The sequence below is a fragment of the Erythrobacter fulvus genome (assembly GCF_028595285.1).
Taxonomy (GTDB): domain Bacteria; phylum Pseudomonadota; class Alphaproteobacteria; order Sphingomonadales; family Sphingomonadaceae; genus Erythrobacter; species Erythrobacter fulvus.
Window position 1 is genome coordinate 71728 of sequence record NZ_JAQQXQ010000001.1, and the last position, 24322, is coordinate 96049.

22 protein-coding genes and 1 tRNA gene are annotated in these 24322 nt (G+C 64.9%); 17 read left to right on the plus strand and 6 right to left on the minus strand.

The genetic code is table 11. The features are described 5' to 3' along the window. Positions 1–55: 55 nt before the first annotated feature. Both OIK40_RS00340 and OIK40_RS00345 read right to left on the minus strand, forming a co-directional pair. A complete protein-coding gene (locus tag OIK40_RS00340; protein ID WP_273675257.1) occupies positions 56–238 on the minus strand; it encodes a Flp family type IVb pilin in 183 nt (60 codons plus the stop codon). Positions 239–358: 120 nt separating this feature from the next. Continuing rightward, a complete protein-coding gene (locus OIK40_RS00345; protein ID WP_273675258.1) occupies positions 359–541 on the minus strand; it encodes a Flp family type IVb pilin in 183 nt (60 codons plus the stop codon). Between the two features lie 78 nt (positions 542–619). Here OIK40_RS00345 and OIK40_RS00350 point away from each other — a divergent pair, with 78 nt between their 5' ends. Together OIK40_RS00350 and OIK40_RS00355 are read left to right on the plus strand one after the other, a co-directional pair. Further along, the gene (locus OIK40_RS00350; RefSeq protein WP_273675260.1) at positions 620–1051 is read left to right on the plus strand and encodes a (deoxy)nucleoside triphosphate pyrophosphohydrolase; all 432 of its coding nucleotides are present in this window, start codon (positions 620–622) and stop codon (positions 1049–1051) included. A 60-nt stretch (positions 1052–1111) separates the two neighbouring features. Continuing rightward, positions 1112–1188 (plus strand) — tRNA-Arg (locus OIK40_RS00355). Between the two features lie 83 nt (positions 1189–1271). Here OIK40_RS00355 and OIK40_RS00360 read toward each other — a convergent pair. Next, a complete protein-coding gene (locus OIK40_RS00360) occupies positions 1272–1661 on the minus strand; it encodes a metallopeptidase family protein (protein ID WP_273675262.1) in 390 nt (129 codons plus the stop codon). Between the two features lie 217 nt (positions 1662–1878). Here OIK40_RS00360 and folE point away from each other — a divergent pair, with 217 nt between their 5' ends. The 4 genes from folE (at position 1879) to OIK40_RS00380 (ending at position 4460) form a co-directional block, all read left to right on the plus strand. Continuing rightward, entirely contained in the window at positions 1879–2499 is a 621-nt protein-coding gene (gene folE / locus OIK40_RS00365) for a GTP cyclohydrolase I FolE (RefSeq protein WP_273675264.1), read from the plus strand. Positions 2500–2656: 157 nt separating this feature from the next. After that, positions 2657–3106 (plus strand): hypothetical protein, encoded by a 450-nt coding sequence (locus OIK40_RS00370; RefSeq protein ID WP_273675266.1) that lies wholly within the window; start codon positions 2657–2659, stop codon positions 3104–3106. Between the two features lie 168 nt (positions 3107–3274). Further along, entirely contained in the window at positions 3275–3760 is a 486-nt protein-coding gene (locus OIK40_RS00375; protein ID WP_273675267.1) for a c-type cytochrome, read from the plus strand. A 7-nt stretch (positions 3761–3767) separates the two neighbouring features. Continuing rightward, complete coding sequence (locus OIK40_RS00380) at positions 3768–4460, plus strand: cytochrome b/b6 domain-containing protein (protein WP_273675268.1); 693 nt, start codon at positions 3768–3770, stop codon at positions 4458–4460. 78 nt (positions 4461–4538) lie between these two features. On the opposite strand, the gene OIK40_RS00385 is transcribed toward OIK40_RS00380, so the two are convergent. After that, positions 4539–5018, minus strand: coding sequence for a peroxiredoxin (locus OIK40_RS00385; RefSeq protein WP_273675270.1), 480 nt, complete (start codon positions 5016–5018; stop codon positions 4539–4541). A 184-nt stretch (positions 5019–5202) separates the two neighbouring features. Here OIK40_RS00385 and ahcY point away from each other — a divergent pair, with 184 nt between their 5' ends. The 8 genes from ahcY to trxA all read left to right on the plus strand — a co-directional run bounded on the left by ahcY (position 5203) and on the right by trxA (position 18220). Then, positions 5203–6621, plus strand: a complete 1419-nt coding sequence (gene ahcY / locus OIK40_RS00390; protein WP_273675272.1) for an adenosylhomocysteinase — start codon at positions 5203–5205, stop codon at positions 6619–6621. A 100-nt stretch (positions 6622–6721) separates the two neighbouring features. Beyond that, positions 6722–9082, plus strand: coding sequence for a PAS domain-containing sensor histidine kinase (locus OIK40_RS00395; RefSeq protein WP_273676035.1), 2361 nt, complete (start codon positions 6722–6724; stop codon positions 9080–9082). Continuing rightward, positions 9079–9543, plus strand: a complete 465-nt coding sequence (gene tsaE, locus OIK40_RS00400; RefSeq protein ID WP_273675275.1) for a tRNA (adenosine(37)-N6)-threonylcarbamoyltransferase complex ATPase subunit type 1 TsaE — start codon at positions 9079–9081, stop codon at positions 9541–9543. Before OIK40_RS00395 ends, tsaE begins: the two co-directional genes overlap by 4 nt. Beyond that, entirely contained in the window at positions 9540–10529 is a 990-nt protein-coding gene (locus tag OIK40_RS00405; RefSeq protein WP_273675277.1) for an aminoglycoside phosphotransferase family protein, read from the plus strand. The genes tsaE and OIK40_RS00405 overlap by 4 nt, the downstream gene beginning before the upstream one ends. Beyond that, positions 10526–11248, plus strand: coding sequence for a nucleotidyltransferase family protein (locus OIK40_RS00410; protein ID WP_273675279.1), 723 nt, complete (start codon positions 10526–10528; stop codon positions 11246–11248). Before OIK40_RS00405 ends, OIK40_RS00410 begins: the two co-directional genes overlap by 4 nt. Then, on the plus strand, positions 11241–14297 hold the full coding sequence (locus tag OIK40_RS00415; RefSeq protein WP_273675281.1) for a PD-(D/E)XK nuclease family protein: 3057 nt from the start codon (positions 11241–11243) through the stop codon (positions 14295–14297). The genes OIK40_RS00410 and OIK40_RS00415 overlap by 8 nt, the downstream gene beginning before the upstream one ends. Further along, complete coding sequence (gene addA / locus OIK40_RS00420; protein ID WP_273675282.1) at positions 14294–17827, plus strand: double-strand break repair helicase AddA; 3534 nt, start codon at positions 14294–14296, stop codon at positions 17825–17827. The genes OIK40_RS00415 and addA overlap by 4 nt, the downstream gene beginning before the upstream one ends. Positions 17828–17899: 72 nt before the next feature. Next, a complete protein-coding gene (gene trxA / locus OIK40_RS00425) occupies positions 17900–18220 on the plus strand; it encodes a thioredoxin (protein ID WP_273675283.1) in 321 nt (106 codons plus the stop codon). Positions 18221–18226: 6 nt separating this feature from the next. Here trxA and OIK40_RS00430 read toward each other — a convergent pair whose 3' ends face one another. Together OIK40_RS00430 and argJ are read right to left on the minus strand one after the other, a co-directional pair. Beyond that, on the minus strand, positions 18227–19021 hold the full coding sequence (locus OIK40_RS00430) for an inositol monophosphatase family protein (RefSeq protein WP_273675285.1): 795 nt from the start codon (positions 19019–19021) through the stop codon (positions 18227–18229). Further along, entirely contained in the window at positions 19018–20244 is a 1227-nt protein-coding gene (gene argJ / locus OIK40_RS00435; protein ID WP_273675287.1) for a bifunctional glutamate N-acetyltransferase/amino-acid acetyltransferase ArgJ, read from the minus strand. Before argJ ends, OIK40_RS00430 begins: the two co-directional genes overlap by 4 nt. A 196-nt stretch (positions 20245–20440) precedes the next feature. Between argJ and OIK40_RS00440 the strand changes: the two genes are divergently transcribed. The 3 genes from OIK40_RS00440 to secA all read left to right on the plus strand — a co-directional run bounded on the left by OIK40_RS00440 (position 20441) and on the right by secA (position 24321). Then, a complete protein-coding gene (locus OIK40_RS00440; protein ID WP_273675288.1) occupies positions 20441–21079 on the plus strand; it encodes an energy transducer TonB in 639 nt (212 codons plus the stop codon). A gap of 77 nt (positions 21080–21156) precedes the next feature. Further along, positions 21157–21444, plus strand: a complete 288-nt coding sequence (locus tag OIK40_RS00445) for a hypothetical protein (RefSeq protein ID WP_273675290.1) — start codon at positions 21157–21159, stop codon at positions 21442–21444. A gap of 117 nt (positions 21445–21561) precedes the next feature. Next, positions 21562–24321 (plus strand): preprotein translocase subunit SecA, encoded by a 2760-nt coding sequence (gene secA / locus OIK40_RS00450; protein ID WP_273675292.1) that lies wholly within the window; start codon positions 21562–21564, stop codon positions 24319–24321. Position 24322: the final 1 nt, after the last annotated feature.

Sequence of the window (24322 nt, forward strand, 5' to 3'; positions counted from 1 at the left end):
ACGAAAAGCGGCGGGGAAATTCCCCGCCGCTTCCCGTTGGTAAAGACGATGCGACTTACGCGCCGCCGGTCACGCCCGGCTGCATCTTGGTCGAAACGTTGTTGAAGGTGCCCTGCAGGGTGGTGCCCAGAGCCTGCATGCCGACGATGGCGGCAACGGCGATGAGAGCGGCGATTAGGCCGTATTCGATGGCGGTCGCGCCCTGCTCGTCACGAAGAAGCTTGTTGATGAAGGTCATTGATAGTCTCCTGGTTTCGGTCTTCGGTACCCTTACCGTTCCGCTTGGCCCGGCCCGGTATTCATTCGATTAATCGGCAGCTATTGAGAAATTCCTAACTCGAAATTCTTTTTTCCGATGTCAGGCGCTCATCGCAGCCACGCCTGCCGTCTTGACGGTGTCCCAAGTGAGGATTGTCACATCAGCAACTGCTTGCAGCGAGACAATCATAGCAACAACGACAAGAGCGACAATCAGGCCGTATTCGACGGCGGTGGCCCCAGACGTATCGTCCCACATGGTCCTGAAGAGGGTCGTCAACATCGTGGGGCACCTGTTTTCTGCGTCCTGATGTTTCGGAGAATCGGTGTTGCGGGTTAAGAAAAGGTTGATTGAGACCCGATGACTGGAAAAAAAACCGACACGGCAGAACGCCCCATGCTGGTGGTGGCAGCGGCGCTTTGCGGCGAGGACGGGCGCTGGCTGATGCATCGCCGCCCCGCAGGAAAGCACCATGCCGGGCTTTGGGAATTCCCGGGCGGGAAGGTAGAACTATCTGAAATTCCTGTAGAAGCTTTGTTCCGCGAATTGCACGAAGAGCTTGGGATCGATTGCCGCGAGGCCGCGCCCGAACCGGTCGGATTTGCCGAAACTGCACCTCATGACACCGGCCCGGCGATTGTCATCCTGCTTTACAGAATCCGCAGTTGGCACGGCGAACCGCAGGCGCTGGAAGGCGGACAGATCGACTGGTTCACCCCCGCCGACGCGTTGGCTCTGCCAAAGCCACCGCTCGATGTGCTGCTGGCGGATCAACTTTTCCAAAAACACTGAAAGCCGACAAAGCCCACTTGCCAAGCTTTGCCGACCCCCCTATGTGCCCCGCTCCAGAGCGCACCCGTAGCTCAGCTGGATAGAGCACCAGACTACGAATCTGGGGGTCAGAGGTTCGAATCCTTTCGGGTGCGCCAACAACGCCCGCTCCTCGCAAGAGGGGCGGGCGTTGTTGGTTCGGGAGCTTCGTTCTCTCGCTGCGTGGCCTCCGGGAAGGGCGCTAATCCTCCACGCTCTCCTCGAGCGCGTGCATGTCCTCGTCCGAGAATCCGAAATGGTGTCCGGCCTCGTGGATGACGACGTGCCGCACCAGTTCGACAAATCCCACGCCGGTTTCGCGCATCTCGGCCAGCAGCGGCTGGCGGAACAGGCTGATCATTGGCGGCTTCCGTTCGTGATCCCATTGCGACTGTTCGGGCAGCGCGATGCCTTCATAAAGCCCGGTCAGCTCCCAGCGGTCCTCCATCCCTACGGCGGCGAGTTGTTCGGGGCTGGCGAATTCCGCGATTCGCAGCACCACATCCTGAAGATGCGCGCGGAAGGGTTCGGGCAAGCGGCGCAGCACTGCGCGGGCGGTTTCCTCGAACTCGGCTGCGCTGTGGCTGGGCAAGGAGGATATCCTTTTTTGCGGGATGCGGGGGTGCATTGCGCCATTCTCGGCTTACATAACGTAATATGGAGCATGGCGTTGCGGACGCAACCGGCGCATCGCCGGGCATGATCTGCGGAACGTCAGGCGGTTTTGACGGTTAAGGTGTCGCGGGATCGACGAAAGAGGGGGCAGGGGCCGTGTGCGCTCCGCCGATTGCTAGGAAAGACCACCCACAATGAATTACGTTTGCGCCCATGATGACGAGTTTGATCCGGACAATCCGCTGGGCAAACCCGACGTGCCCGAACATGTGCAGGACGCGATCCGCACCCTGCTCGAATGGGCGGGCGATGATCCGGCCCGCGAAGGCCTGCTCGACACCCCCAAGCGCGTCGGGCGCGCGTGGCTCGAATATTGCGAGGGCTACAAGGAGGATCCGGCGATCCACCTGACCCGCCAGTTCACCGAAGTCGGCGGCTATGACGAGATCGTGCTGCTCAAGGACATCCCGTTCCAGTCGCATTGCGAACACCACATGGCGCCGATCACGGGCAAGGCGGCAATCGCCTATCTGCCGAACAAGAAGGTCGTCGGCATTTCCAAGCTGGCCCGCGTGCTGCACGGATATGCCCACCGCCTGCAAATCCAGGAGCGTCTGACCGCCGAGGTCGCGCAGTGCATCTGGGACAATCTCGAACCGCACGGCGTCGCCGTTGTGATCGAGGCGCAGCACGGCTGCATGACCGGGCGCGGCGTGAAGACGCACGGCGTGGAAATGGTGACCAGCCGGATCCTCGGATGCTTCCTCGAAGATCATCGCAGCCGCAAGGAAGTGATGAGCCTGATGGGCTACTGACGGGCCTGTCTTCAAATAGGCGCATCAATGCATTGATCGTTTTCCCTTGCTTGTGATGAAATTACATCACTTCCGCTTGGAATTCGCCCTGCGCGCTGCTAGGTTTCCTGCGTCAATGGCCGGATAAAATGGCCAGGATAACGCAGGAGACCTGATCATGAAGAAACTTGGGCTCACAGGCCTGGTTGCCGGGGTGTGCCTTGCCTCGCCGGCGCTGGCTCTCGAACATGAAGTGGTGATCGAACACCCGGCCGGAACGATTGCCGCCGATTACGAAGGCGCGGTGCAGATCGAAACTCGCCAGACCGGGACGGCAGGCGTGGCCGGCCGGCCGAGCACGCTGCGTTGCGTGTGGAGCGCTTCGCTGAGTGTCGAGCGCACCGCAAAGGTCGGCGATGCGCTTCAGACCCGCCGCACGATGTCGCGCGATGATGTCGCCAGCGGTTCCACCCCCGGCTGGTGCCGTCAGAACGACAAGGCGATCGACCAGCTGGTAGAGGCGCGCCGCGACACCTTCCGCAGCGCGATGCTCGAACTGGTCGATCAGGATCGCACCGCGATCCTCGCCGAAGCTGAAAGCGCCGCCGCCAACGGGCGCGAAGGCTGATAGCTTTCCGGGGTTGCACGGGATCGGGGCGCTCCGCTGCGGGGCGCCCCTTTTTCGTGCCTTTGCGGCAGGTCAATGCGTGCGCGGTGCAGGTTATGTTTGCGATGGACTGCAAAGCTGCATAGCTTGCTGTCCGGGATTTGCCTTACGGCCCAATCAAGGAGCTACATGACGATGGTTCGCATTCCTGCCTCTCGCCTTGTGATCGCCGCCGCGCTGGCCGCTACGCTTGCTGCCTGTTCGGGCGGAGAACCGGCTGCGGAAGCGCCGCCGGTGCTCAAGGAACGTCACGACAACTTCGAAGCCATCGGCGATGCCTTCAAGGCCGTGCGCGGCGAGCTTGAAAAGGACGCGCCCGACTTCGGCGTGATCGCCGCCAAGGCGAGCGAGATCAACACGCTCGGCGGCAAGATCGAAGGCCATTTCCCCGCCGGCACCAGCGTGGATGACGGTTACAAGACCGAAGCCCTGCCCGCGATCTGGGAAAAGCCCGAGGAATTCAAGGCGGCCGCTCAGAAGCTGCTCGATGAAAGCGCCAAGCTGGCCGAGATCGCCCCCGCAGGCGACAAGGAAGCCGTCGGTGCGCAAGTGATGGCGTTGGGCGGCGCGTGCAAGGGCTGCCACGACAACTTCCGTCTCGACGACAAGAAGTAATCCGGAAATGAGCGGCATGCCCGGCCAAGGTGCGGTTTCCGCGCCCGATGTCAGGGTGTGGGACCCGCTGCTGCGCCTGACCCACTGGAGCTTTCCGCTGCTGATCACCGCGATGTGGTGGACGGCGGAAAACGACAAATGGGCGCTGCACCGCCAGATCGGACTGGCGCTGTTCGGTATCCTTGCGTTCCGGGTCTTGTGGGGATTTCTCGGCCCGGAAACGGCCCGCTTCGCGCAGTTCGTGAAGGGGCCGGGCACGGTTATCGCCTATCTGCGGGGGCAACCGGAAGGGGCAGGCCCCGCGATCGGACATAGCCCGTTGGGCGGGTGGAGCACGATGGCGCTGATCGGCGCGATGCTGCTTCAGGTCAGCCTAGGGCTGTTTTCGGGCGATCCCTATGACGGGATGACTGGGCCGCTCAATCCGCTGGTGGGCGTTATGCTTGCCGATAGCATCACCGAACTGCACGAGGCGTTTTTCAACGTCCTGCTCGGGCTCATCGTGCTGCACCTTGCCGCGATCACCTTCTACGCGGTGAAGGGCAATGATTTGCTCAGCCCGATGTTCGGCGGCGCGCGTCCGCCGATGGCCGGGGTGACGGGGATCGGGCCGACGCCGTGGGTGCGTGCAGTGCTGGCGGTGGCGCTGGCGACGGGCCTTGCCCTGTGGATTGCGAACGGCGCGCCGCCGCTCACCTGATCGGCGTTGACCCGACACGAAAAAGGGGCGCTTTCCGCGATGGAAAGCGCCCCTTTTCAATTATCTGTCGTGCATGCTTCAGAGCTGGCCGAGCATGTAATCGGCGCTCGACACCTTGAAATCACCCGGCTCTTCGACGTTCAGCTGCTCGACCACGCCATCATTGATGACCATCGAGAAACGCTGCCCGCGCTTGCCCATGCCGAAGCCCGATCCGTCCATGGTGAGGCCGATAGCCTCGACGAAGTCGGCATTGCCATCGGCCAGCATGGTGATTTCGTCGCTGCCTGCGGCCTTGTTCCAAGCGCCCATCACAAATGCGTCGTTTACCGCGGTGCCGACGATTTCATCGACGCCCTTGGCTTTGAGATCGGCGGCCTTTTCGACAAAGCCGGGCAGGTGCTTGGCCGAGCAGGTCGGCGTGAAAGCGCCGGGAACCGAGAACAGCGCCACGCGCTTGCCAGCAAAATAGTCCGAGGATTTGACCGGCTGCGGCCCTTCGGCAGTGGCTTTGATCAGCGTGACATCGGGAAGCTTGTCGCCAACGGAAATCGTCATGTGCGTGGGTGTCCTTCGTTAAGGGGGAACTGCGGCACCTATAGCGGGCGTGGCGGGACGGGCAACAAATAGACATATAAAGATAAGTTTATATTTGCCTCGGAAGCGGCGCGCGGCTAGGGGCCATCGCAATAGAAGATTATGCCGCGCTGGTGCGCGCCGACCTGCCCCTAGGAGATAGATCATGGCCACTCTCGCCCCGACCCAGGAATATGTCATCAAGGACATCGCTCTCGCCGATTTCGGGCGTGACGAGATCCGCATCGCCGAAACCGAAATGCCGGGCCTGATGGCGCTGCGCGAGGAATATGGTTCCTCGCAGCCGCTCAAGGGCGCGCGTATCACCGGCAGCTTGCACATGACCATCCAGACCGCCGTGCTGATCGAGACGCTGGTGGCGCTGGGCGCTGACGTGCGCTGGGCGACCTGCAACATCTTCTCGACTCAGGATCACGCCGCCGCCGCAATCGCCGCGCGCGGCATTCCGGTGTTCGCCGTGAAGGGCGAAACGCTGGGCGAATATTGGGATTACGTCGGCCGTATCTTCGACTGGTCGAGCGAGGCTGATCAGGACCTTACCTGCAACATGATCCTCGACGATGGCGGCGATGCGACCATGTTCGCGCTGTGGGGCGCGCGCATCGAAGCGGGCGAGGAAATGCCTGCTCCTGCCAATGCCGAGGAAGTCGAATTCCAGCGTGCGCTCAAGGCCTTCGTCGCCGCCAAGCCGGGCTACCTCACCAAGACCGTCAAGACCATCAAGGGCGTTTCGGAAGAAACCACCACCGGCGTCATGCGGCTCTACCAGATCGCCAAGCAGGGCAAGCTGCCGTTCCCCGCGATCAACGTGAACGATTCGGTGACCAAGTCGAAGTTCGACAACCTCTACGGCTGCAAGGAATCGCTGGTCGACGCGATCCGCCGCGCGACCGACGTGATGCTGGCCGGCAAGGTCGCCTGCGTTGCCGGTTACGGCGATGTCGGCAAGGGTTCGGCCGCTTCGCTGCGTGACGGCGGCGCGCGTGTGATGGTGACCGAAATCGATCCGATCTGCGCGCTTCAGGCGGCGATGGACGGGTTTGAAGTCGTCACCATGGAAGACGCGGTCAAGCGTGCCGACATTTTCGTGACCGCCACCGGCAACGAGGACGTGATCACCGCCGATCACATGATGAACATGAAGCCGATGGCGATCGTCTGCAATATCGGCCACTTCGACAGCGAGATCCAGATTTCGGCGCTTTCCAACTATGACTGGAAGGAAATCAAGGAAGGCACCGATCTGGTCACCTTCCCCGATGGCAAGTCGATCCTGATCCTCGCCAAGGGCCGTCTGGTGAACCTCGGCTGCGCCACCGGCCACCCGAGCTTCGTGATGAGCGCGAGCTTCACCAACCAGACGCTGGCCCAGATCGAGCTGTTCACCAAGTCGGACGAATACGACAACGACGTCTACGTTCTGCCCAAGCACCTCGATGAAAAGGTCGCCGCGCTGCATCTCGAAAAGCTGGGCGTGAAGCTGACCCAGCTGTCGGACAAGCAGGCGAGCTATATCGGCGTGCCGCAGGCCGGCCCGTTCAAGCCCGATCACTATCGCTATTGATCGCCCACAGCCGCGTTCCCGCCCCGTTTTTTCACGGGGTTGGGGGCGGGCATGGCGAACCCCGTTGCACTGGCCGCGCGCCGCGCATAGCTGGTGAATGATGGAATCCTCGCCGCTTTCGCTTGTGCTGATTGCGCTGGTGCTCGCCGCATGGGCGGTGGGCGCGGCGGTGGTGGTGCTGCGCGCAAGCGGCAGCATGAAGCGCGCCCGGGCGCTCAAGGCCAGTCTCAAGCGGATGTCGACCTTGCTCGATGTCGCTCCGGCGGTGCCGCTGCTGGTGCGGGTAGACGGGCGGATCGAGGCACCGGAAAAGCTGGCGCGGCTGCTCGGTCTGCCGGCGATGCCGAAATATCTCAGCGAACTGGCAGCGCGCGGGGATGATCCGCGCAGCGGCGGCCTGTCGCCCGATCAGCTCGATCAGCTCTGGGCCAGGGTGCAGGCCACCCAGAAGACCGCCGCCCCGTTCCGCATGGCGATCAATCCGCTCGGCTCGCAGCGCAGTCTGGCATTGCACGGGACGCTGGCCGATCCGCAGGTCTCCCCCGGCGGTGCGGCGCTGGTGTGGGTGTTCGACTTCAGCGAAAGCCATGCCGAAATGGCACGCCTGCGCGCCGCTGCAACCCGGGCGACGGGGGACTTTGCTGCGCTGGTGGGGCTGATCGAAGCCGCGCCGATGCCGATGTGGTTCCGCGGCAGCGATCTTTCGCTCCAGCTCGTCAATCAGGCCTATGTCGACGCGGTCGGCGCGGCCAGCGCGACCGAGGTGGTGGAGGGGCAGATCGAACTGCTCGAACCCGAAGACGGACGCTCTCCGGCAGAAATCGCGCGCGACACGCTCAAAAGCCAGACCAAATCCGAACGTTCCGTCGCGGCGACCGTGCACGGCGCGCGCCGCACCTTGCGGGTCAGTGATCTGCCGCTGGGGCTAGAAGGCGTCGCCGGCTACGCCATCGATATCGAGGAACAACAGCAGGTCGCGCGGAATTTTCGCGCCTTCCGCGATGCACAGCGCGCGCTGCTCGATCAGCTTTCGGTCGGCGTGGCGCAGTTCGATGCGGAGGAACGGCTGGTCTTCGCCAATCGCCCGTTCCGCCGCCTGTTCGTGCTTACCGACGAAGCGATCGAGGCGCGCACGCCGTTCGAACGTTTCCTTGCCGAAGCGCGCGAGCGTGGGCGCACGCCGGAAGTGCGCGATTTCCCCGAATGGCGGCGCGAGCGGGCCGGATGGTTCGAGGCGAGCGCGACGCTGGAAGAGGCGTGGCCGCTGCCGGGCGGCACGCATCTGCGTATCGTTGCCCAGCCGCTTCCCGATGGCGGGCTGGTGCTGATTGCCGAAGACCGCACCGAACAACTGGCGCTTTCGGCCGTGCGCGACACATTGCTGCGCACCCGCACCGCAACGCTCGACAGCCTGTTCGAAGCACTGGCAATCTTCGCACCCGACGGTTCGGTGCAGCTGTGGAACCGTAGCTTCGCGGGCACCTGGGGCCTGACCCCCGAACTGCTCGACGCGCATCCCAGCGCCGATGAATTGCTTGGCGCGATCGGGCGCAATCTGGTGCGCCCCGAAGATGCCGGGTTGATCGGTGCGGCGGTGCGCGCGGCGACGCTCGACCGGCGCGAGAAGGGCGGTCAGGTGGACCTTGCCGACGGGCGCACCCTGCGTTTTGCCGGGGTGCCGCTGCCCGACGGCAACGGGCTTTTGACCGTGCTCGATATCACCGCCTCGCAAAAGGCCGAGCAAGCCCTGCGCGAACGCGCCGAGGCACTGGAGGAGGCCGACGCGGTCAAGGCGCGGTTCCTCGCCAACATGTCCTACGAATTCCGCACGCCGCTCACCACCATCGGCGGCTATGCCGAACTGCTGAAGGCCGGTGTGGCGAGCGATCCGCAAGCCGCGGGCGAATATGTCGATGCGATCCTCAGCGCGGTCGAACGCCTGACCGAACAGGTCGAAAACGTGCTCGACCTGTCGCAGAGCGAGGCAGGGTTGCTGCCGATCCGCAAGGAGAGGCTCGATCTGCTCGAATTCCTCACCACGCTGGTGCGCGAGCGCGAGCAGGCGATCATCGCCGCCGGGCTGAGCCTTGATCTCAAGGGCCGCCGCGGGCGGGTGATCGAGGGCGACCCGCGCCAGCTAGGCCGGGCGCTCGGCAATCTGATCGACAATGCCATTGCCGGAACCCCCGATGGCGGGCGGATCGTGATCGAGATCAGGAAAGCCCCCGAAGGCGCGGAGTGGGGAATGGAAATCGGCATTGCCGATAATGGCCGCGGGATGACTTCGCAGGAACTGGCGCGCGCGCTTGGCGGATTGCAGCCGGGCAAGGACGGATCGCCCGAACGCCGCACCGGGCTGGGCCTGCCGCTGGCCCGCCAGCTGATCGAGGCGCATGACGGCACGCTGGAGATCGCCAGCCGCCCGGGCGCTGGCACCACCGCAACGATTCGCCTCCCGTGAACGCACTCCCCGAAGTTCTGCCCGATCTTGCGGCCATGGCAGCCTATGGCGCGCGCATCGCGGCGCGGCTGCGCGCGGGCGACGTGGTCGCGCTGTCGGGCGGGCTGGGAGCGGGCAAGACCACGCTGGCGCGCGCGATCCTCGCCGCGCTGGGGCACAGGGGCGAGGTGCCTTCGCCAACCTTCACCATTATCGAAACCTACCCGTCGCCTCCCCTGCGTCTGGCGGTGGTGCACGCCGATTTCTACCGCCTTGAAAACCCGTCGGAGCTGTTGGAAATCGGGCTGGACGATTACCGCGTAGGCGCGGCGCTGCTGGCCGAATGGCCCGATCACGCGGGCGGTTTTTCGAATGAGCCGGGGTGTCTTGAGATCGCCCTCGAACCTGCCGGAGAAAGCGGGGAAGGCGGGCGGATTGCGATTGCCCGCGGCGGGGCGGATTGGGTAGGGCGGATGCCATGAGCGAACTGCCCGCAGGCCTTGCCGACTTCACTGCCCGTGCCGGATGGGCCGATGCCGCTGTCCAGCCGCTGCCCGGCGACGCCTCGTTCCGGCGCTATTTCCGGCTGGTGCGCGATTCGGGCGAAACGGCCATGCTGATGCACGCGCCCCCGCCGCATGAGGATCCTGCGCCTTTCCTGCATGTGGCCGGCTGGCTGACCGCCAACGGAATGCGCGGCCCGGCGATCATCGCTGCGGAAGCGGACGCGGGCTGGGTGCTGACCGAGGATTTCGGCAATGACCGGATGCGCGACTGGCTCGACGCGAACCCCGGCGACGAGCGGGCGGCCTATGAAGCCGCGGTCGAGGCGCTGGTGGCGCTGCATCGTCTGCCGCCCGGTTCCTTCGCACCTTATGACATGGCGACCTACCAGCGCGAGGCGGCGCTGCTGACCGAGTGGTATTGCCCTGCACAGGGGCTTGAAGTGGATGAGGCGGGGTATGCTGCGGCATGGGAAGAGGTGCTGTCTCCCTTGCTCACCCGCCAGCAGCCCGGAGTCACCGTGCTGCGCGACTATCATGCCGAAAACATCATGCTGCTCCACGGCCAGCCGGGCGCGCCGCAGGGCCTGATCGATTTCCAGGATGCGCTGGTGGGGCATCCGGCCTATGATCTTGTCTCGCTGTTGCAGGACGCGCGGCGCGACGTGTCGGAAGACCTCGAAACCGCGATGCTGCTTCATTACGCGCATCATTCGGGCGCCGCCGACGACGAATTCCTGGCCGACTACGCCCGCCTCGGCGCGCAGCGCAATGCCAAGATCGTCGGCATTTTTACCCGGCTCGACCGGCGGGACGGGAAGCCGAAATACCTTGCCATGATCCCGCGCGTCTGGGCCGCGCTTGAACGCGATCTGGCCCATCCGGCGCTGGAGCCGGTGGCGCGCTGGTTCGATGCCAATATCCCCGATACGCTGCGATTTGCCCATGGAGCCTTTGCCGCATGAGCGAAGCCGGCCTTGTCACCGATACCGCGATGGTGCTCGCCGCCGGGCTGGGCAAGCGGATGCGTCCGCTCACCGCCAGCCAGCCAAAGCCGATGGTCCGGGTCGCGGGAAAGCCGCTGATCGATCACGCGCTTGATCGTCTGGCCGAAGCGGGGGTCGCCCGGGCGGTGGTCAACGTGCATTATCTGGCCGACGCGCTGGAGGCCCATGTCGGCGCCCGCAAGACGCCGCAGGTGACCGTGTCGGACGAGCGCGCTGTGCTGCTGGAAACCGGCGGGGGGATGATCAAGGCGTTGCCGCAACTGCCCGATCCCTTCTTCGCGCTCAATGCCGACAACATCTGGCTCGACGGGCCGAACAACGCCTTTGCCGAATTGTCGCGGCGCTGGAATCCCGATCAGATGGATGCGCTGCTGCTGCTGGTGTCGCACGCGCGAGCGGCCAATTTCAACGGGCCGGGCGATTTCCACATGGACCCCAACGGCCTGCTTTCGCGCCGCCGCGACGGGCGGATCGCGCCGTTCATCTACACCGGCATCCAGCTTGTCAGCCACCGCCTGCTGCGCGATGCGCCCGAAGGGCCGTTCTCCACCAACATTCTGTGGAACCGCGCGATTGCCGAAGGGCGGCTTTACGGCCTGTCGTTCGGTGGTTTGTGGTTCGAAGTCGGCACGCCGCAGGCGATCCGCCCGACCGAGGAGGCCTTGCAGCGTGGCTGAGCCGCGCCGCGCCGGCCCCCTGGTCTATTCGATTGCCGCACACCGCGGGTTTGCAGATGCACTCGTCGCCGGGCTGGTGCCGCGTTACCGCGAGCCGGGTTTCGGCCTCGCGAGGCTGACGCTGCTCGTCCCTTCTAGCCGCGCGGCGCGCACCTTGTCCGAAGCTTTCATCCGCCACGCGGGCGAAACGGGCGAGGGCGGGCTGCTGATGCCGCGCATGGTCGCGGTCGGCGATCTCGATCTTGACGAGAAACTGGGCGCGGCGCTCGATCCGTTGGGCGCTGCCGACATTCCGCCCGCCTGCGATCCGGTGCGCCGCTGGCTGACGCTTGATCGCCTGATTGCCGAGGAACGCGCGGGCGAGAGGATGGAGCCGCTGCCGGGCCGCGCGCGGCTTAATCTGGCGCGCGAAATGGCGCGAACGATTGACCGGCTGCTGGTCGAGGAAAAGACCTTCGAGGATCTGCTGTCCGATCCCGTGCTCGACAGCATGGCCGGCGTAGCGGAGCACTGGAAGCGTTCGATCCGCCTGTTCGCGCGGGTTAATGTCCGCTGGCAGGCCGAACTGGCTGCGCGCGGCGAGGAGGATGCCGCAACGCGGCGCAACCTGCTGTTCGATCGTGCTGCACGGCGCTGGAAGGACCATCCGCCGCGTCATCCGGTCGTCGCTGCCGGTGTCACCAGCGCCGCGCCCGCGCTGGCGCGGCTGCTGCGCGTTATTGCCGAATTGCCCGAAGGGGCGGTGATCCTGCCCGATCTCGACCGCGAGATGAGCGCCGGGGCGTGGGACGAACTGGGCCGAGCGGGCGCTGCCGATGAGCCGGGCGGAGCGGTGTTCGGCGCCGATGATGCCGTCACCCATCCGCAATACCATCTGAAGCTGCTGCTGAACCGGATGGGCGTCAACCGGGCGGAGGTGCAGCCGTGGCACCGGCGCGGGATCGCGGCGGCGGAACCTGCCCGCAGCCGTGCAATTTCCTCGCTGTTTCTGCCCCCGCAGGCGAGCCGCGACTGGGTCAGCCTCGACGCGGCCGACCGTCGCCTTGCCGGTGTGCGTCTGCTTACCAGCGCGACGATCGAGGAAGAAGCCCAGGCGATCGCGCTGCTTGTGCGCGAGGCGCTGGAACAGCCCGAACGGCGTATCGCCGTCGTCACCGCCGATCGCGGTCTGGCGCGGCGGGTGGTGCAGCATCTGGAACGCTGGAATATCGCCGCCGACGATTCGGCGGGGCGTCCACTGGCCTTGACCCCTGCGGGCCGCCTGCTCGGTCTGCTGGCCGAGATTGCAGCGCATGGCCCCGATCCTGCCCGGCTTGTCGCCGCCTTCGGCCATCCGCTTGTGCGCGGATCCGAGCCGGACGCGCGGCGCGACTGGCTGAAGGGCCTGCGCGCCTTCGACCGCGAATTGCGCGGTCCTGCACCCGCAGCCGGATGGGAGCCGCTGCGCGAGGCGGCCGAAGAGGCAAAGGTTGCCGTGTGGTGGACCGAGGCCGAGGCGCTCGTCGCCCCGCTGACCGGTTGGCCCGAAGAGATCGCGCTTGCCGAGGCGCTCGACAAACTTGCCGCTGCGGCCGAGGATTTCGCTGGCACCGCCGCGTGGGAGCGCGAGGATGGGCGTGCGCTGGGCACCATGATCGAGGATTTGCGCCAGCAGGCGCAGGCGGCGGGAACGATGATCGCCGCCGCCGATCTTGCCGGTATCCTTCGTGACGCGATGGACGAGGTGGCGGTGCGTCCCGGCTATGGCGGGCACCCGCGCGTGGCGATCTACGGCTTGCTGGAAGCGCGTATGGCGCGTGCCGATCTTGTCGTCTGCGGCGGGCTGAACGAAGGATCATGGCCGCAGCCGCCGGGCGCCGATGCGCTGCTGGCGCCCGCGATTCTGCGCGCGCTTGGCGTGCCGGGGGCAGAATTCCGCATCGGCCTTGCCGCGCATGACCTTGCCGGGGCGCTGGGGGCTCCGCAGGTGGTGCTGAGCCGCGCCTTGCGCGATGCCGAAGGGCCGACGCTGCCTTCGCGCTTCCTCCTGCGGGTCGAGGCGCTGCTGGGCGAGGATCTGGCAAACGAGCACCGCGAAAGCGCCATCCCTGCGCTGCTGCCGCATCTCGACCGGCTGCGCCCGATCGCAGCACCCTATCCGCGCCCTGCGCCCGATCCCGAGCCACGGCTGCGCGATGTGGCGATCAAGGTAACCGCGCTCGACCGGTTGCTGGGCGATCCCTACCAGTTCTACGCGCAGGCGATCCTCGACCTGCGGCGGCTTGATCCGCTCGCCGCCGATCCCTTCAGCGACCCGGCGCTGCGCGGCACCCTGGTGCACGACATTCTCGACAAGTGGCACAAGGCGCGCCTGCGCGACCCGGCCGTGCCGATGGCGCCCTTTGCCGCCGCACATTTCGCCGCCGAGCGCGTCCATGCGCTGTTCCGGGCGCTGTGGCAGCCGCGTCTGATCGCCGCGCTCACCCGCTTTGAACAGTGGGTGCGCGAAGGCGAGGCCGAAGGCCGCACCGTGCTGGCGAGCGAGATTTCCGGCGCGATGGAGGTGGACGGCGTGAAGGTGATAGGCCGCGCCGACCGGATCGACCGGCTGGCCGACGGCAGTCTTGCCATCGTCGATTACAAGACGGGCGCGCCGCCTGCCAAGAAACAGGTGACTTCGGGCTTTGCCCTGCAACTCGGTCTGCTCGGGCTTATTGCCCGCGACGGGCGCTTTGCGGACGACAAGAGCGGGCAGGTTGTCACCGGTACACCGACGCGGTTCGAATACTGGTCGCTCGGCAAGGCAAAGAAGCAAGAAGGCTTCGGCTATCGCGAAACGCCGATGAAGATAGACAAAGCCAAGACCGGCCTCGAACCCGATGGGTACCTGCCCTTTCATGAAGAAAAGCTGGCCCTTGCGATCCGCGAATACATCAAGGGCAGCAAGCCCTTTACCGCGCGCGAGAACCCCGATTACGAAGGCTATAATGAATATGACCAGCTGATGCGGCTGGAAGAGTGGATCGTCCACCACACCGGCACCGACGACACGGCGGAGGACGCGGCGTGAGCGGCGGCAACGGCAAGGTCTTTCCGCTGCAGGATAACCAGCGTCTGGCGGCCGAACCGCAGGACAACGTCTGGCTGTCGGCATCGGCGGGGACGGGCAAGACGCAGGTGCTTTCTGCGCGCGTGTTGCGGCTGCTTTTGCGCGAGGATGTCGCGCCCTCGCAGATCCTGTGCCTGACCTTTACCAAGGCGGGCGCGGCGGAAATGGCCAACCGCATCAACGCGGTGCTGGCGCGCTGGGTGCGGTTGCCGGCGGGCCAGCTGGGCAAGGAGCTGGGCTATCTCGGCGCAGACATCGACCCCGCCACGCAGGCCCGCGCGCGCAGCCTGTTCGCCAGCGTGCTCGATTGCCCCGGCGGGGGGCTGCGGATCGACACCATCCATGCTTTCGCCCAGTTCCTGATCGGCAATTTCCCAGAGGAAGCGGGCCTAGCCCCCGGCACTCGGGTGATGGAGGATCGCAGCCGCGAATTGCTGGCGCGCGAGGTGCTGACCGATCTGGTCGAGGAGGCCGAACGGACGCATGACGTGGCGGTGCTGGACGGCATCCGGCTGTTCACCACCCGCAAGGACCCGGGCGCGCTGCATAACTGGCTGATGCGCGCCGCCGGGGCGCAGGAGCTGTGGGAAGGGCCGGGCAGCTGGCAACGGCCGATGGCGCAGCGGGTGCGCCAGCTGCTGGATATGCCCGCCGACGCGGACGCGGCATGGGCGACTGAGACGCTCGATCCCGATGTGTTTCCCGATGATCATCTCATGGCGATGATCACGCCGCTCGAATCATGGGGGACGGCAACTGCGGACAAGTGCCTGAATTTCATACGCGAATGGCTGGTACTAGATCTGCCAGCAAGAATAGATGCGGCAAGCGGTTTCCGCGGCACTGTGCTGAAGGCCGACGGCACCCCCAGCCTCAATCTCAAGAAGCCGCGCGAGACCGATCCCGATTTCGCCGATAATCAGGAAATCATAGCCGAAGCGTTGCGTCTGGTCGAAGAACGCCGCGCGCTGCTCGCCTGCGCTGAAATCGTCACCTCGGCGCTTGAGGTGGGGCGTGCCTTTGCTGTCCGCTGGGAGGACCGCAAGGCCCGCGAAGGCCTGCTCGATTTTTCCGATCTGATCCGCAAGGCCGCCGTGCTGCTCGGCAATAGCGAGGCCGCCGACTGGATCCGCTACAAGCTTGATCGCCACTTCGATCACATCCTGATCGACGAGGCGCAGGACACCAATGCCAGCCAGTGGGACATTGTCGATGCGCTGATCGATGACTTCTTCAGCGGCGACGGCGCGCGCGGCGACAAGCTGCGCACCATCTTCACCGTGGGCGATTACAAGCAGGCGATCTTCGGCTTTCAGGGCACCAGCCCGGAAAACTTCGCCCGCGCCAAAAAGCGTATCCATGCCCGCATCGAAGCCGCGCGGCAGGGTATCGCATCCAGCCGCACCAACCGCCGCATGCCCGGCTGGCAGGATCTCGATCTTGGCCGGTCGTTCCGCACCGCCGATATCGTGCTCGGTTTCGTCAACCGCATGATCGCGGCGCTGGGCTTTGCCGAATTCGGGCTCGACAAGGCGCCTCCCGAACACAGGGGGGATATCCGCCCCGGCCTTGTCACGCTGTGGCCGCCGGTGGTGCCGGAAAAGGGCGAAGATGCGGACGATCAGGACGATGGCGATGATGCCGGGCGCGACTGGCTGCCACGGCACGATACCCTGCTTGCCGGACGTATCGCCGATCAGGTGCAGCGCTGGCTGACCGAGGAACCCTTCGTGCTGGAGAAGGGCGGACGGCGCCACGCGCAGGCGGGCGACATCATGGTGCTGGTGCGCCAGCGCAAGGAGCTTGCCGCCCAGATCGTCGCCAAGCTTTATGCGCGCGGCGTTCCGGTGGCGGGGGTCGATCGCTTGCGGCTGGGCGCGCCGCTGGCGGTGCGCGACGTGCTTGCCGCACTGCGTTTTGCCGCGCAGCCGCAGGATGATCTCAGCCTCGCCAATCTGCTTGCCTCGCCGCTGATCGGGTGGACGCAGGACGATATCCTTGCCCATGTCCCGCGCGCGCCCAAGCAGCGTTTGTGGGATCATCTGCGCCGCGAAGATGCGCCGGCATTCGTGACAGAGACGGCAGAGCGATTGCGCGAACTGCTCCGCCGTGCCGATTATCAGACCCCGCAGGCGCTCATCTCATGGTTGTTGACGGGGCCGTGGGAAGGGCGGGCGAGGCTGGTCGCGCGGCTGGGCGCGGAAGCCAATGATCCGCTCGACGAATTGCTTAACCAGGCCTTCGCCTACGAGGCCGAGCATTGGCCGAGCCTCGCCGGGTTCCTCGGCTGGTTCGATGCCGGAACGGCCGATCTCAAGCGCGATCCGGACGCCGTCGGCGGGCAGGTGCGGGTGATGACGGTTCACGGGTCCAAGGGCTTGCAGGCGCCGATCGTCATTCTGGCCGATGCCACGGGCGCGCCGGGCGATCCGCGCGATCTGGCGCTGGAGGACGATCCGCTCGGCCTTGGCCTTGGCACAGAGCGCAAACGCGAAGTGCCGCTGCCGCCGCTGGGCAAGGACGAGAAGGCAGGCCGGGTCACCGAGGCCGAGGAGGTGGCCAAGGCGGCTGCGATGCAGGAACACTGGCGGCTGCTCTATGTCGCTGCGACCCGCGCCGAGGAAGCGCTGTTTATCGGCGGCTCGCTCAACAAGAAAGAAGCCAAGAAGGGCGTTCCGCATGACGACAGCTGGTATGCCCGCCTGGCGCCGCTGTTCGAGGGCGATCAACTCGACGACCCGGTATGGTGCTGGCGCAAGGAATGGGGCGAACGCGCCGAGCCGCTGGTGCCCGACGACAGAGCCGCTGCGGAACAGGGCGGCGTGCCCGCATTGCCGCACTGGATGACGACCCCCATCGGCCCTGAACCGCGCCCGCCGCGTCCGCTGGCACCATCGGCGGCGGGTGAGGAGGGAGGGGCCGAACCGCCGCTCCCGCCCGAGGCCGCGCGCCATGCCGCAAGGCGCGGCAGCCTGATCCACGGGCTGCTCGAACGTCTGCCCGATGTCGCGCCCGATGATCGCGGTGAGGCGGCGAGGGGCTGGCTCGAACGGCAGGCGGGGGATCTGGACGCAGGCCTGCGCGATGAAATGCTGGGCGCGGCGCTGGGGGTGCTTGATTATCCTGAATTCGCCGCGCTGTTTTCGCCGCAGGCGCTGGCCGAGGTGCCGCTGGCCGCGACGGTCGATGGCGTGGTGGTGGCAGGCACGGCTGATCGCCTGCTGATCGAGGATGCGCGCATTACCGTGGTCGATTTCAAGACAACCCGCCGCCCGCCGGCCAGCGCCGCCGACATTCCGGTCGCCACGCAGCGCCAGATGGCGGCCTATACCGCCGCGCTGGAGGTGATCTATCCGGGCCGCGAAGTGCGCGCGGGCGTGCTCTACACCCATGCGCCCGCGCTGTTCGATCTTTCGCCCGAAATGCTGCGGTTACACAAGAACGCGTTGCAGATGGCGCAGCAATCCTTTTTGCCGCCGGATATTGAGTGAAAAGCTTGGCGCACTAGATTGCAATGCGAGCCTGCGCGCCCCTATGTTCGCGGGCAAAAGGAGATTGATGAAATGGCCACCGTCACCGTAACCGATGCCAGCTTCAAGGCTGACGTGCTCGACAGCGATACCCCCGTGCTGGTCGATTTCTGGGCCGACTGGTGCGGCCCGTGCAAGATGATCGCCCCCGCGCTGGAGGAAATCAGCAACGAACTGGCCGGACAGGTCAAGATCGCCAAGGTCGATATCATGGAAAACACCGATATCGCCGCGCAGATGGGCGTGCAGTCGATCCCGCTGATGGTGCTGTTCAAGAACGGCCAGCCGGTGGCGCGCAAGGTCGGCGCTGCGCCCAAGAGCCAGCTCAAGGGCTGGATCGAAAGCGAACTGTAAGGCGTCCTAGGCCAGCACCCGGGCGACGAATTCATCCCAGATTGCCGGGCTGGACGCGCCGACAAGCCCCGGCTTGTTCTGTTCGTCCACCCGGTATTCGCTGCCGTCGAGGCGCGCGGCCTTGCCGCCTGCCTCGTTGAGCCACAACACGCCTGCGGCATGATCCCAGGCAAGCGTGCGCTTGAAGCTGGAAACGTCGTTTTCGCCCAGACCAAGACGCGGATATTGCTCTGCGGCACAGCGCGGGATGTCGACCAGCGTGTAATGCGGGGCGAGCTTCGCATCGACGAGTCGGCTTTGTTCGGGGGTGAGGAAAATCCGGCTCACTGCCGTCACCGGGCGATCCTGACCGGTGGTGCGCGCGACGATCTTTTCGCCGTTCACGAACGCCCCTTCGCCGGCGCGGGCGTGGCAGAACCGTTCGTGCACCGGATCATAAATCCACCCTGCCACCGCACGGCCCGCGTCGGCGAGCGCGATGATGATTCCGAACGGCTCCTTGCCTTCGGCAAAATTGGCGGTGCCGTCGAGCGGATCGATGATCCAGCACTGGCCCGATAGCGCATCAAGCACCGCCGGGTCGGCATGCGCGGCTTCCTCGCCCACCACAGCAACGCCGGGTGCGAGCCGGGTGAGGGCTTCGGTTAGAAAGCTCTCCACCTCGCGGTCAACCACGGTGACCGGATCGTCCGCGCCCTTCATCTCTACCTCGTGCGCGGCCAACTGGCGGAAGCGCGGCAGCATCGAACGCTGCGCGGCAAAGCGCATCAGGTCGCGGATCTCGTCGTCCAGCGCGCTCACGAACGGTAATCCCCGTTGATGGCGATGTAGCCGTGGGTGAGATCGCAGGTCCACACGGTGGCACGGCCTTCGCCGAGACCGAGATCGACGGCAATGTCGATCTCTTCGCCCTTGAGATGCGCGGCCACGGGGGCCTCATTATAATCCTCCACAGGAACGCCGTTTCGCGCCGTCCAGATCCCGCCGAAAGCGATTGAAAGCTTGTCGCGATCGGCCGGCTCGCCCGCCTTGCCCACCGCCATGACGACGCGGCCCCAGTTGGCGTCCTCGCCCGCGATGGCGGTCTTGACCAGCGGCGAATTGGCGATCGCAAGGCCGACGCGGCGGGCGCTGTCATCGCTCGCGGCGCCTAAAACACGGATGGTGATGAATTTTTGCGCACCCTCGCCATCGCGCACAACCAGCTGCCCAAGATTGCGGCACACCTCCGCCAGCGCGGCGGCAAAGGCATCCGCGCCGGGGCTGTCCCAGCTTTCGATGCGCGTATTGCCCGCCTTGCCCGTGGCGAACACCATCACCGTGTCGCTGGTCGAGGTATCGCCGTCGACGGTGATGCAGCTGAAGGTCTGCGCATTGGCGCGTTCGAGTGCTTCCTGAAGGAACGCGGGCGCGATGTCGGCATCGGTGAAGATATAGCCGAGCATGGTCGCCATGTCGGGCGCGATCATGCCGCTGCCCTTGATGATCCCGGCAAGTTCGACGCGGGTGTCGCCCACCATCGCGCTCGCGCCTGCGCCCTTGGCAAAGGTGTCGGTGGTGCCGATTGCATTGGCGGCATCCTCCCACCCGCAAGGTTCGGCTTCGAGCGCGGCGGCGACTCCGCCCCGTGCCTTGTCCTTGGGCAGCGGCACGCCGATCACCCCGGTGGAGGACACGAACACCTCTTCGCGCGGGCAGCCGAGTGCCGCGCTGACCTGATCCATGATCGCCTCGACCGCCTCGCGCCCGCGATAACCGGTGAAGGCGTTGGAGTTGCCCGCATTGACGACCAGCGCCCGCGCGCAGCCCTGTTTGACGCCCGCACGGCCGAGTTCGACTTCGGAGGAGGCGCAGGCGCTTTTGGTGAAAACCCCGGCGACGCTGGTGCCTTCGGCCAGTTCGGCAAAGGTCAGGTCGGCCCGGTCCCAATTCTTGTAGCGCGCACGAGCGACGCGCAGCGTCACACCGTCGATCATCGGCATGTCAGGGAAGGGCAAGGCGAGGGGGGATGTCTCTAATTCCATTCAGGCGCGATTAGTCTTTAGAACCTACTGATGCAATGAAGCCTGCAATCGTTCGGCCAAGCTTTGGTTTGCCGAATTCTGGGGATTGGTTCGAAGGAGCAGTATCTTGCGTCAATCGGGGAAGTTTCGCCTTGCATACGTTTTGGTACTGGGTGCTGCAGTGCCTCTTGCCGCGCCAGCTTATGGACATGCCTCCGTGGCTTCAGCGCAGGTCGTGGCGGACGAGGCAAGAGATCGCATCCCGCCACGGGCAATTCCCACCCGAGCTGATCCGGACAGGTATTCTTCGAAAAGCAAACAGCGGGATCCAGTGCCGATCTGGAATGACGGCGAATGGATCACCGACGCCGACATTCCCGCATCGTCGTGGATCGCGGGGCATGTTGGTGAAACCTTTTACCAACTGCGGATCACTGCCGATGGTGAGATAGCCGAATGCACCATCGAAGCGGCATCGGGCCATAGCGCCCTTGATGGGCTGGTCTGCCCTCTGCTGAAGGAAAGGGCGCAGTTCAAGCCAGCACTTGATGCCGAGGGCGTTGCTGAAGCGGGCGTCTATCAATCCAAGGTTGAATGGAGAAAGCGCGAACCGGAATTTGCAGCCGATGCCGTTGTGCGGACCCGTTACGAACTCGATGAGCGGGGCCGGATTCAGAACTGCACGGTGCTGGAAATTTCGGAGCATGTCCCGACGGAGATGCGTCGGAACATTCACAAAAATCCGTGCCGCATGAGCAGCCGTTACGAAGGCATTCCTTATCGTGACGAGACGGGCAAGCCGGTCCGCAAGGCTGTTACCCTGACCTATCGCATGGAAGTCGATCCGGTTGAATGAAGGATCGGTGTCAGCACGCCGGAGGATGATTGAAAGCCGGTAGACGTTTTTGGCCGGGAAGCCTATGTTCCACGTCGATGACGCGGAAACTGCTCGCCCTTCTGGCCCTGCTTACCGGCCTTGCTGCAATCGGCAGCCCGGCCAGTGCTGGCATTGGGGCGTCGCTGGCCGAGGCACTGGCATGCGATTCCAGCATTGCTGCTGCCGCCGGGGATGAAGCCTCCGGCAGCGAAAGCGTCGCGGGGCAAGCGGCCCCGGCTTCGCTGCGGGCGACCCGCAAGGCAGAAGCGCCCGAACGCCGCCCCGCACCGCCGCACGCGCTGCGCCTGCCGGTGCTGATGGGGATTGAACGCGCCTACGAATAGGCGCGCTTTCACACGCACTCCTCCGAAGATTTCCGCGCTGCGCCCTCGCGCGCGCACATTCCCGCAAAATTTCCGGCCCGCCGCAGGGCCGCACCGCTTCAAAGGCACGCCACACCCATGCTCAATACCATCATCAAATCCGTGTTCGGATCGTCCAACGACCGTTACGTGAAATCGCTGCGCAAGATCGTCGCGCAGATCAACGCGCTCGAACCGCAGGTGCAGGCCCTTTCCGACGAGGAATTGCAGGCCCAGACCGCCAAGCTGCGCGGCCTGATCGACAATGGTTCCAAGCTTGACGACATCCTGCCCGAAGCCTTCGCCACGGTGCGCGAGGCATCGGTGCGGGTGTTCGGGATGCGCCATTTCGATGTGCAGATGATCGGCGGCATCGTGCTCCACCGCGGCGAGATCGCGGAAATGCGCACCGGCGAGGGCAAGACGCTGATGGCGACGCTGGCGGTCTATCTCAACGCGCTTGAAGGCAAGGGCGTGCACGTCGTGACCGTCAATGATTACCTCGCCCGGCGCGACGCGGCGGAGATGGGGCGGCTTTATAACTGGCTTGGCCTGACGGTCGGCGTGATTGTCCCCGGGATGCCCGAGGAGTTGAAGCGCGACGCCTACAACGCCGACATCACCTATGGCACCAACAACGAATTCGGCTTCGATTACCTGCGCGACAACATGAAGCACGAACGCAGCCAGATGTGCCAGCGTCCGTTCAATTTCGCGATCGTCGACGAAGTGGACTCGATCCTGATCGACGAGGCGCGCACCCCGCTGATCATCTCCGGCCCGACAGAGGACAAATCCGATCTCTACATCGCGCTGGACGAGGTCGCGCGCGAGATTCCGGAAGACTGGCTCGACATCGACGAGAAGGTGAAGCGCGTCCAGCTGACCGAAGACGGGCTTGAGGAAATCGAAAAGCTGCTGCTGGAAAAGGGCCTGCTCGCCACCAACAACCTTTACGACGTCGAAAACACCCAGGTCGTCCACCACCTCGATCAGGCGCTGGTCGCCAATTTCGCCCGCAAGCGCGATACCGACTACATCGTCAAGGACGGCAAGGTCGTGATCATCGACGAGTTCACCGGCCGCATGATGGACGGACGGCGCTGGTCGAACGGCTTGCACCAGGCGGTAGAGGCCAAGGAAGGCGTCAAGATCGAGCCCGAGAACCAGACCATGGCCTCGATCACCTTCCAGAACTATTTCCGTATGTATCCCAAGCTGTCCGGCATGACCGGCACCGCGGCCACCGAAGCGCCGGAATTCTGGGACATCTACAAGGTCGGCGTGGTCGAAATCCCGACCAACCTGCCCGTCGCGCGCATCGACGAGGAAGACGAGTTCTACAAGAACACGGTCGATAAATTCGGCGCGATTGCCAAGGCGATCAAGGAAAAGCAGGAAATCGGACAGCCGGTGCTGGTCGGCACGGTGTCGATCGAGAAATCCGAGCTGCTCAGCCAGTTCCTCGACAAGGAAGGCGTGAAGCATTCGGTGCTGAACGCTCGTTTCCACGAACAGGAAGCGCATATCGTGGCGCAGGCCGGGCGATTGGGCGCGGTAACCATCGCCACCAACATGGCCGGTCGCGGCACCGACATCCAGCTGGGCGGCAATGTCGAATTTCGCATCAATGACGAATTGCGCGACATGCCCGACGGGCCGGAGCGCGATGCCGCCATCGCCCGCATCAAGGCCGAGGTGGCCGAGGAAAAGCGCAAGGTGATCGAAGCAGGCGGCCTGTTCGTGCTGGGCACCGAACGCCACGAATCGCGGCGTATCGACAACCAGTTGCGCGGCCGTTCGGGCCGTCAGGGCGACCCGGGCCTGTCGCGCTTCTACCTGTGCCTTGAGGATGATCTGCTGCGCATCTTCGGCCCCGACACGCTGTTTTCCAAGATGATGAAGTCGAACCTTGCCGATGGCGAGGCGATCGGTTCGAAGTGGCTGTCGAAAGCGATCGAGACCGCACAGAAGAAGGTCGAAGCGCGCAACTACGACATGCGCAAGCAGGTGGTGCAGTACGACGACGTGATGAACGACCAGCGCAAGGTGGTCTACGAACAGCGCGCCGAGATCATGGATTCCGAAGCCGTCGACGATGTCGTGATCGACATGCGCCACGACACCATCAACACCATCGTCGGCACCGCGTGCCCGCCGGGTTCCTATCCCGAACAGTGGGACATCGCCGGCCTGAAGGAAAAGGTCGAAGCGGTATTCGGCCTCCAGCCGCCGTTCGAGGAATGGCTGGCCGAGGAGCAGGTTGAGCCCGAACTGCTCGAAGAACGCCTGCGCACCATGACCGACGCGATGATGGACGAGAAGATGGCCACCAACACGGCCGACTGGCGTATCGTCGAAAAGGACGTCCTGCTGCGCCAGCTCGACCATCACTGGAAGGAACACCTCGCGACGTTGGATGCGCTGCGTCAGGTGATCTGGATGCGCTCGATCGCGCAGAAGCAGCCGATCAACGAATACAAGCAGGAAGCCTTCGGCCTGTTCGAGACCATGCTCGACACGCTGCGTGAAGAGGTCACCAGAATCCTGTTCCGCGCCGAGCTGCGCATCGCGCCGCCCGAAGTGCAGAATCTGCCCGAACTGCCCGATTTCCTGACCGGCCATATCGATCCGCTGACGGGGCTGGACAATTCGAATGACGGCGACGGGTCGGAAATGCGGCCCGAATTGTTCGGTGCGCTGGCCGGAAGCCCGCGTGCCGCCTTCGGTCCGGGCGGGGCCAATCCCGACAATCCCTACGCCAATCTCGACATCAGCCGCAATGCGCCGTGCCCGTGCGGTTCGGGGAACAAGTACAAGCATTGCCACGGCGCGGTGAGCGAGCGGCAGATCGTCTGAT

What these genes read in the sequence shown, in the direction of transcription:
- OIK40_RS00405 (WP_273675277.1), top strand. Translation starts at nt 9,540, where the DNA reads ATGAGCGAACTGCCCGCAGGCCTTGCCGACTTCACTGCCCGTGCCGGA.
- OIK40_RS00345 (WP_273675258.1), bottom strand. Translation starts at nt 541, where the DNA reads ATGTTGACGACCCTCTTCAGGACCATGTGGGACGATACGTCTGGGGCC.
- OIK40_RS00445 (WP_273675290.1), top strand. Translation starts at nt 21,157, where the DNA reads ATGACGCGGAAACTGCTCGCCCTTCTGGCCCTGCTTACCGGCCTTGCT.
- OIK40_RS00410 (WP_273675279.1), top strand. Translation starts at nt 10,526, where the DNA reads ATGAGCGAAGCCGGCCTTGTCACCGATACCGCGATGGTGCTCGCCGCC.
- OIK40_RS00350 (WP_273675260.1), top strand. Translation starts at nt 620, where the DNA reads ATGACTGGAAAAAAAACCGACACGGCAGAACGCCCCATGCTGGTGGTG.
- OIK40_RS00385 (WP_273675270.1), bottom strand. Translation starts at nt 5,018, where the DNA reads ATGACGATTTCCGTTGGCGACAAGCTTCCCGATGTCACGCTGATCAAA.
- OIK40_RS00370 (WP_273675266.1), top strand. Translation starts at nt 2,657, where the DNA reads ATGAAGAAACTTGGGCTCACAGGCCTGGTTGCCGGGGTGTGCCTTGCC.
- argJ (WP_273675287.1), bottom strand. Translation starts at nt 20,244, where the DNA reads ATGGAATTAGAGACATCCCCCCTCGCCTTGCCCTTCCCTGACATGCCG.
- OIK40_RS00395 (WP_273676035.1), top strand. Translation starts at nt 6,722, where the DNA reads ATGGAATCCTCGCCGCTTTCGCTTGTGCTGATTGCGCTGGTGCTCGCC.
- OIK40_RS00375 (WP_273675267.1), top strand. Translation starts at nt 3,275, where the DNA reads ATGACGATGGTTCGCATTCCTGCCTCTCGCCTTGTGATCGCCGCCGCG.
- ahcY (WP_273675272.1), top strand. Translation starts at nt 5,203, where the DNA reads ATGGCCACTCTCGCCCCGACCCAGGAATATGTCATCAAGGACATCGCT.
- OIK40_RS00340 (WP_273675257.1), bottom strand. Translation starts at nt 238, where the DNA reads ATGACCTTCATCAACAAGCTTCTTCGTGACGAGCAGGGCGCGACCGCC.
- OIK40_RS00380 (WP_273675268.1), top strand. Translation starts at nt 3,768, where the DNA reads ATGAGCGGCATGCCCGGCCAAGGTGCGGTTTCCGCGCCCGATGTCAGG.
- secA (WP_273675292.1), top strand. Translation starts at nt 21,562, where the DNA reads ATGCTCAATACCATCATCAAATCCGTGTTCGGATCGTCCAACGACCGT.
- trxA (WP_273675283.1), top strand. Translation starts at nt 17,900, where the DNA reads ATGGCCACCGTCACCGTAACCGATGCCAGCTTCAAGGCTGACGTGCTC.
- folE (WP_273675264.1), top strand. Translation starts at nt 1,879, where the DNA reads ATGAATTACGTTTGCGCCCATGATGACGAGTTTGATCCGGACAATCCG.